General features: G+C 55.0%; 7 protein-coding genes and 1 pseudogene. 2 read left to right on the top strand and 6 right to left on the bottom strand.

The genetic code is table 11. The annotated features are described in order from the left end of the window. Positions 1-147: 147 nt before the first annotated feature. A pseudogene (locus tag ACWGXF_RS24105) lies at positions 148-872 on the top strand (integrase core domain-containing protein); the annotation flags it as partial. Positions 873-939: 67 nt separating this feature from the next. Here ACWGXF_RS24105 and ACWGXF_RS24100 read toward each other — a convergent pair. From ACWGXF_RS24100 to guaB, 6 genes are all read right to left on the bottom strand, one after another. After that, positions 940-1,740 carry a hypothetical protein gene (locus tag ACWGXF_RS24100; RefSeq protein WP_435386865.1) on the bottom strand — a complete coding sequence of 267 codons (801 nt, stop codon included), beginning with the start codon at positions 1,738-1,740 and terminating at the stop codon, positions 940-942. A 33-nt stretch (positions 1,741-1,773) separates the two neighbouring features. Next, a complete protein-coding gene (locus tag ACWGXF_RS24095) occupies positions 1,774-3,090 on the bottom strand; it encodes a tyrosine-type recombinase/integrase (RefSeq protein WP_435386866.1) in 1,317 nt (438 codons plus the stop codon). A 209-nt stretch (positions 3,091-3,299) separates the two neighbouring features. After that, a complete protein-coding gene (gene guaA, locus ACWGXF_RS24090) occupies positions 3,300-4,916 on the bottom strand; it encodes a glutamine-hydrolyzing GMP synthase (RefSeq protein WP_452102579.1) in 1,617 nt (538 codons plus the stop codon). Between the two features lie 33 nt (positions 4,917-4,949). Continuing rightward, positions 4,950-5,390 carry a type II toxin-antitoxin system VapC family toxin gene (locus ACWGXF_RS24085; protein ID WP_003064858.1) on the bottom strand — a complete coding sequence of 147 codons (441 nt, stop codon included), beginning with the start codon at positions 5,388-5,390 and terminating at the stop codon, positions 4,950-4,952. Then, positions 5,387-5,659 carry a type II toxin-antitoxin system Phd/YefM family antitoxin gene (locus tag ACWGXF_RS24080; RefSeq protein WP_034355606.1) on the bottom strand — a complete coding sequence of 91 codons (273 nt, stop codon included), beginning with the start codon at positions 5,657-5,659 and terminating at the stop codon, positions 5,387-5,389. The genes ACWGXF_RS24085 and ACWGXF_RS24080 overlap by 4 nt, the downstream gene beginning before the upstream one ends. A 97-nt stretch (positions 5,660-5,756) precedes the next feature. Beyond that, a complete protein-coding gene (gene guaB, locus ACWGXF_RS24075) occupies positions 5,757-7,232 on the bottom strand; it encodes an IMP dehydrogenase (RefSeq protein ID WP_003064862.1) in 1,476 nt (491 codons plus the stop codon). Between the two features lie 97 nt (positions 7,233-7,329). On the opposite strand from guaB, the gene ACWGXF_RS24070 reads away from it, so the two are divergent. Next, a complete protein-coding gene (locus tag ACWGXF_RS24070) occupies positions 7,330-7,833 on the top strand; it encodes a DUF4124 domain-containing protein (protein WP_012838449.1) in 504 nt (167 codons plus the stop codon). The last annotated feature ends 142 nt before the right edge of the window (positions 7,834-7,975 follow it).

Genomic DNA, 7,975 nt, shown 5'->3' with positions numbered 1-7,975 from the left:
TGAGTCCCGTCGAACCCATCAGCATCCGGATGAGTTCAATTTTGGAGGCGCGACATCCCTGAGTTTCTAACCCATGACTAACCCATCAAAACTGATGATGAGTCGAGTTGACGTGTCACGGATGATTGCGTATCGAGTTGTTGCACAAAGCAAGGGCATCTGTCGCAGGACGATCTCATGGGTCACTCCTGGAGACAAGCCGCAGCGCCTTACATCGTTGCCTGCAGCGTTACGGCGTCAGCCGACAGCCCGCAACGCAGGTGCAGCGAAGGTACGGAAAATTTGAAGAAACGACGCTGGGCTTCGTGCACATCGACAGTGCCGAAATGAAGATCCCCAGCGACAGACAACACATGTTTGTTGCCATAGACCGCGTCACAAAATTCACGCATGTTGCGTTCTTTGACAGGGCTACGAAAGCCAACGCAGCGCAGTTCCTTCGGCAGGTGCTCGTGGCCTTCCCGTACCGCATACATACCGTTCTGACGGACAACGGCATGGCCTTCACAGGGCAAGAACGCTTCAGAGGCGGCGTCACCGACACATGCATCGGTCACATCTTCGAGCGTATCTGCAAGTTCAATGGAATTGAAAAACGACATACCAAGCCGTACCACCCTTGGACTAACGGCATGGTCGAGCGCATGAACCGGACCATCAAGGAATCCACGATCAAGGCGTATGAGTACGAGGGCCTGGAGCAGCTACGCAAGCATGTCCAGGCATTTGTTCAAAGCTACAACTTCGGCAAGCACTTGAAAGCGCTCAAGTGGAAGACACCATTCCGTGCAATGTGCGAGGCGTGGGAAAAAGATCCAAGTCGCTTTAGACTTCATCCGCACCATCTCTCTGCGGGGCTGAACATCTTAATGAGGCGTTGTACTGCGTCCTGCTCGTGGTCTTGTAACGTTTTTAGCTGCCACTTGCTATTCCCCCTTATTACCCCTCATCCTCTATTATTTTTCCATTATTTTTTTCTCTTAATTCCCAGTATGCCTTAAAGCATTTTCCTACAAGATTTTCCATGGCATGCTGACCAAATCCCTGAACTTTTTCAAACCCAACCTCTTCTATATCGTCAAGCCAATTAAAAATCAAATCCATATCTAAAGATTTAATTTCTGGATTAATACCATGTTTAGTACATGAAATGATATAAAGCATCGCCTGCAGCCTTTTCATTTCCTTTGTTGTATTAGCCTTATCTTGTCTATTGTCTGTAGATTCTTTGGCCTCATCCTCACAAGAATTAGATGAATAATAATTTTTCTTATCTTTAGAAGCCTTAGACGCAAGATAAAATTTTCGCTCTTTTTGTTTTTTATGAATTAGCTCCAATCCTTCCGGAAAAGAGTTCTTCCCGTATCTATTCCAAAGAAATTCAATAGCACTAATGACGTCAACTTGTGTATTTCTTAAATCTATTTTTGTTTTTACTTTTTTTGCCGCTTTTATGGAATTTACCCCCAATTGTGGGTCATAGTACACAAAATCACCTAATTGATTGCGATCAGACTGCAGCACCTTACTCATTTCACGAGTACGCCTATAATAGTCACGCTTCCATTTTTCGTCTATGGATTTTTTCTCCCTGACTACCGCAATTATTGGCGCAACATTGCCAGCCATTGCAGAAATCTCCCACAATGATCTAATCGAGGCAACACATTCCATCGACCAATCTGGAGGTGGAATACTTTTATCACCTTCATCTTGATCAGAAATAGCAAGATCCACCATTTAATCTCCTCACACTGTTCTTTAAATTTATTTTCAAAAATTCAATGCATCTATTCTTGCATTTTTAACCAAATCACCTAAATCACGTTCGGAAATAAAACAATCAACAATATCCGCCCAAGCTTGAAGCATTACTCTTCTTTGATGCGAATATTCAGCCTTGTTGTAAGTACTTCTGACGCTATTTTCTTCGTGCGCCAAACACTTCTCAATCCAGTCCCTGTTGAATCCAAATTCATTCAGCAGTGATGAGGCAGTTCTTCGCAGGTCATGAACAGTAAAGCTCTCTAATTCATGCCCCAATTCATTTGCTTTCTTGACAGCAGCATCGATTACTCTATTTAATGTTGCATTGCTAATCGTAACTGATGAATCGTATCTTCCAGGATGGAGATATTTGGAAGCAGAAAAACAAGACTTAAAACTAACCAATATATCGAGTGCTTGATTACTCAAGTAAACGACATGAGATCTTGAGGCTTTCATCCGCTCTTTTGGAATTATCCAAGTGGCATTATCAAAATCAACCTCATCCCAAGTCGCTCCTATAAACTCTCCTTTTCTAACCATAGTTAGAAGAATAAATTTAATCGCCAATCTTAGGGTTGGGGTAGTACCAACTTTCTCAAGGCATTCAAAAAATATTTTGATTTCATTGGGGCTTAGGGCACGATCACGGGGCTTAAAGCTCGCAATATCGCTTGGCCTAATATCAGCCGCTGGGTTGCTGAGTTGAAGCGTTTTATCTTTGGAGAGTGCAAATCGGTACACGAGCAATGTGATTTCACGCACATGCACAGCAGGAGCTGGGGCACCATTTTTTTTAATTTTTTCACAAAGCTGCATCAACAATGCAGGAGTGATTTCATCCAACTTCAGCTTGCCAAACGCTGGCAACAAGTATCGGGTGTATACAGAGCGCCGCATAGCCAGCGTTGAGTCCGCAAGCTTTGCACCATTGTTCGGATCTGCCTTGTCCTCAAAGTAGCGTTCTGCCCAAGAAGCGAAGGTCAGAGCATTGATGGCTTCCTGCTTGGTAAGTGCCTTGGTTTTGGCTGGTGACTGGCCACGCTCAACATACCGTCGCGCTACCGTCAGCAGTGACCTGGCTTCAGCTAACGATACCGTCATCCCAAACTCAAGCTGATCTGGGCTTCTAGGGTGTTTAGCCCCTGCAGTGTCGTCGTACTTACCAATAGTGAGTGTTTCTCGTCGGCCATTGAGGCGGTAGTCATAGCGGAATGACTTCGTGCCAGCAGTAGTCACCATGACATACATACCATCACGATCCGAGATTTTGTAGGCTTTTTCTTTAGGGCGCAGGCTGCGCAGTTCGGTGTCAGTAAGCATATTGGCTAGGCTTTCTTTGATACCGTCACAGGGGGTGTCGGTATGGGAAAGCAACGTTCCGAAATGTTACAGCTTTACCGTCAGGCGTACCGCACGAAATTGCGGCTAGTGTTGTATTTTGTGGGTTGTCCCTGGACGAACAACCCACTATTCCTTATAGGGAATCAGCAGTTTCCAGAACGTTGCGGTACGTTGCTGGAAACTTTAAATTATTCCCACTCGATGGTTGCTGGTGGCTTGGTGCTCACGTCATAGGTGACGCGGTTGATGCCGCGCACTTCGTTGATGATGCGGCCGGAGACCTTCTTGAGCAGGCCGTAGGGCAGCTCGGCCCAGTCGGCAGTCATGAAGTCGCTGGTGACCACGGCGCGCAGGGCCACGACGTAGTCGTAGGTGCGGCCGTCGCCCATCACGCCCACGCTCTTGACGGGCAGGAACACGGTAAAGGCCTGGCTGGTCAGGTCGTACCAGCTCTTGCCAGTCTTTTCGTCGATCCAGTTGTTCAGCTCTTCGATGAAGATGGCATCTGCGCGACGCAGCAGGTCGGCATATTCCTTCTTCACTTCGCCCAGAATGCGCACGCCCAGGCCGGGGCCGGGGAAGGGGTGGCGGTAGACCATGCCGCGGGGCAGGCCCAGGGCCACGCCCAGTTCGCGCACTTCGTCCTTGAACAGGTCGCGCAGGGGCTCCAGCAGCTTCAAGCCCAGTTGCTCGGGCAGGCCGCCGACGTTGTGGTGGCTCTTGATGGTGACGGCCTTCTTGCTCTTGGCGCCACCGGACTCGATCACGTCGGGGTAGATGGTGCCCTGGGCCAGGAAGGTGGCACCCTTGGAGCCGGCGTTGGCTGCCTTGAGTTTTTCGGCTTCGGCCTTGAATACGTCCACGAACAGGCGGCCGATGATCTTGCGCTTTTGCTCGGGCTCGGACACGCCGGCCAGCTCGCCCAGGAACAAGTCGCAGGCATCGACGCGCACGACCTTGGCGTGCAGCTTGCCTTCGAACATGTCCATGACCATATCGCCTTCGTTCAGGCGCAGCAGGCCGTGATCGACGAACACGCAGGTCAGCTGGTCGCCGATGGCGCGGTGGATCAGGGCTGCAGCCACGGAGGAGTCCACGCCGCCGGACAGGCCCAGGATCACTTCTTCGTCGCCCACCTGCTCGCGGATCTTGGCCACGGCTTCTTCGATGTAGTCGCCCATGATCCAGTCAGCTTGCGTGCCGCAGATGTCGAGCACAAAGCGGTTGAGCAGTGCCTGGCCCTGCACGGTGTGCGTGACTTCGGGGTGGAACTGCACGGCGTAGTAGCGACGTGCCTCGTCGGCCATGCCGGCGATGGGGCAGGACGGCGTGGAGGCCATGACCTTGAAGCCTGGAGGCAGTTCGGTGACCTTGTCGCCGTGGCTCATCCAGACCTTGAGCATGCCGTGGCCTTCGGCCGTGGCGAAGTCTTCGATGCCTTCCAGCAGCTTGGTGTGGCCATGGGCGCGCACTTCGGCGTAACCGAATTCACGGGTGTTGGAGCCTTCGACCTTGCCGCCCAGCTGGGTGGCCATGGTCTGCATGCCGTAGCAAATGCCCAGCACGGGCAGGTTCAGCTCGAACACGGCGTCGGGAGCGCGGTCGTCCACTTCGTAGACGGAGGCATGGCTGCCGGACAGGATGATGCCCTTGAGCTTGCCGTCGGCGGCAAACTCGCGCACCCAGTCGCTGCTCACATCGCAGGGGTGAACTTCGCAGTAGACATTGGCTTCGCGCACGCGGCGAGCAATCAGCTGCGTGACCTGGGAGCCGAAGTCCAGAATAAGAATCTTGTCGTGTTGCATGGTGATCAAGGGCAAGAGGGTGGCAAAAAAGGATTAGAAATCTTCGGGAGCCCAGACGGTGACGCCGCTTTTGCGGGCGGCCGCGATCTGGGCTGCATCGAATGTGGCCAGTGGCAGGCGCAGCGACTGCGCCAGCCACAGGTATGCGGCATCGTAGGTGGGCAGGCCGGTGTCCAGCGCCACATCCAGCACGGCCTTGTGCTGTGCAGGAGCCAGGTCGTGCAGTTCCACGCGGTGGCGAATGGCTTCCAGCACGCCCCACAGGCCTTCGACCGAAGTCTGCGGGATACGGCCATTATTGACGCCCGATGCAATCAGGTTGCCGCATTCCCACTGCCAGAGGTTGGGGGCTTGCGGGTCGACTTCATCGCGGCGGATGCGGGTGTAGAGGCGTCTGGTGTGCTCGCTGGCGTCGTCAGGCAGCAACCAGGCGGCGGTGACGGATGCATCGAGCACAAAAGCGGTGGCGCTCATGCCTGGCTCCGTCCTGTGTGGCGCAAACCGGTGATGCTGTTCGCCGCCGGGTTTGTGGCTGCTTGAGCTTTCACCGTCTGCTGCAGGGCCGAGATCTGTTCCAGCTCGCGGGCAATCTGTTCATCGGTGATCACGGGCTTGCGGCGCATGGGCAGCATGCGCACGACTTCTTTGCCATGGCGCGTGATGCGAACTTCTTCGCCTTGCTCGACCATTTCGACCAGGGCGGAAAAGCGGCTTTTGGCTTCGTAGATACCGATAGATTGCATGGTGGAAAACAAAAAATCTGGCTAGAACCAGTAGTTCAGGCCAGATTTTAGCATTCTGACCAGATTTTTCAATCTGGTCAGATTTCAAGGGGCTTGCTTAGTCAGCGCGGTAGTTGGGCGCTTCCTTGGTGATCTGCACGTCATGTACGTGAGATTCGCGAATGCCGGCTGCGGTGATTTCCACAAACTCGGCCTTTTCGTTCATCTCGGAGATCGTGGCGCAACCGCAGTAGCCCATGGAGGCGCGCACGCCGCCAGCCATCTGATAGACGATGGAGACCATGGAGCCCTTGTAGGGGACGCGGCCTTCGATGCCTTCGGGAACCAGCTTGTCGGCATTGGGGTTGCCGGTGGAGGATTCCTGGAAGTAACGGTCGGCAGAGCCTTGCTGCATGGCACCGATGGAGCCCATGCCGCGGTAGCTCTTGTACGAGCGGCCCTGGTACAGAATCACTTCGCCGGGAGCTTCTTCGGTGCCGGCAAACATGCCGCCCATCATGATGGTGGAGGCGCCAGCGGCCAGGGCTTTGGAGATGTCGCCGGAGAAGCGGATGCCGCCGTCACCGATCAGGGGCACGCCCGTGCCCTTCAGGGCGTCGGCCACATTGGAGATGGCCATGATCTGGGGCACGCCCACACCGGCCACGATACGGGTGGTGCAGATGGAGCCGGGGCCGATACCGACCTTGACCGCGTCGGCACCGGCTTCCACCAGAGCCAGGGCGGCAGCACCGGTGGCAATATTGCCGCCGATGACATCCACCTGGGGATAGTTCTGCTTGACCCAGCGCACGCGATCGATCACGCCCTTGGAGTGGCCGTGAGCCGTATCCACCACGATCGCGTCCACACCGGCCTTGACCAGCAGTTCCACGCGCTCTTCGGTGCCAGCACCCACGCCGACAGCGGCAGCCACGCGAAGGCGGCCCGATGCGTCACGCGCGGCATTGGGGAAGGTGGTTTGCTTGTTGATGTCCTTGACAGTGATCAGGCCCTTGAGTTCAAAGGCGTCGTTCACCACCAGGATTCGTTCGAGCTTGTGCTTGTTCAGCAGTGCCTTGGCTTCGGCGGGGCTGGTGCCGTCTTTTTCATTGACGGTGATCAGCTTTTCGCGGGGCGTCATGATCTGGCTGACCTTGACGTCGTAGCGGGTCTCGAAGCGCAGATCGCGGCTGGTCACGATGCCGACCACCTTGCCGCCGTCGCACACGGGGAAGCCCGAGATGCCGCGCTCTTCCGACAGCTGCAGCACTTGCAGCACGGTGTGTTCGGGGGTGATGACCACAGGGTCGTGCACCACACCGGATTCGTGGCGCTTGACCTTGGACACTTCAGCGGCTTGTTGCTCGGCTGTCATGTTCTTGTGGATCACGCCGATACCGCCTTCTTGCGCAATGGCGATGGCCAGACGCGCTTCTGTCACCGTGTCCATGGCGGCAGACACCAGGGGCAGGTTCAGGCGGATATTGCGAGTGAATTGGGTGGCGAGGGAAACGTCCTTGGGCAGGACTTCGGAGTAGGCGGGAACGAGCAGGACGTCGTCAAAGGTCAGTGCTTTTCCGAGAAGGCGCATGTGATGGCTCCAAAAGAAAGATTGTACCTGTGACTTGCCGCACAATGTGGGCTCGTGACCCAGAATCCCCAACGTCAGTCCAAGACTTATTGACTCCATGCACGCCATCAAGTTCGCTTTGTTTGCAGCCATTGCCTGCTGCACGGTCCCCGCAATTGCCCAGTGGCAATGGATTGATGGTCAGGGGCGCAAGGTGTTCAGCGACAGGGCTCCGCCGGCCGATATCCCTGCCAAGAATATTTTGCGCAGCCCCGGCGGTGCCAGGCCCGCAGCACCTTCTGCGGTGCCGGAGGTCGGCGCGGCCAAGCCCGTGGCGGACGCCGGTGTGGACAAAGGGCTGGAAGAGCAAAAGCGCAAGATGCAGGAGCAGGAAGCAGCCAAGACCCAGGCCGACAGACTGCAAAAGGAAAGGCAGCGCCAGGACAACTGCAATCGTGCCAGGCAGGCCAAGACAACCCTGGCGTCGGGCCGCTTGCTCTCCCATGTGAATGCCAAGGGCGAGCGTGGCTTCATGGATGAGGCCGCGCGCGATGCCGAGATCAAGCGCGCCGATGCCGTGATCGCTTCCGATTGCGGGCCCATGGCCGAGCCGGCGCAGTAGTCGCCGGAGTCTTCGCCGGGATCTCGATAAAAAAGCGCCTTCTGAAGGCGCTTTTTTGAGTCCTGTGACCCGTCCTGCCCGAGGTTGACACCTTTTCTTGAAGGAAAAAGGCAGGTCTCATGGAATCAGGCTCCAAGCGAAC

The organism is Comamonas sp. HJ-2 (assembly GCF_053615495.1).
Note: the sequence above shows the minus strand (reverse complement) of the source record. Positions and strands in the feature narration are given on the sequence as shown.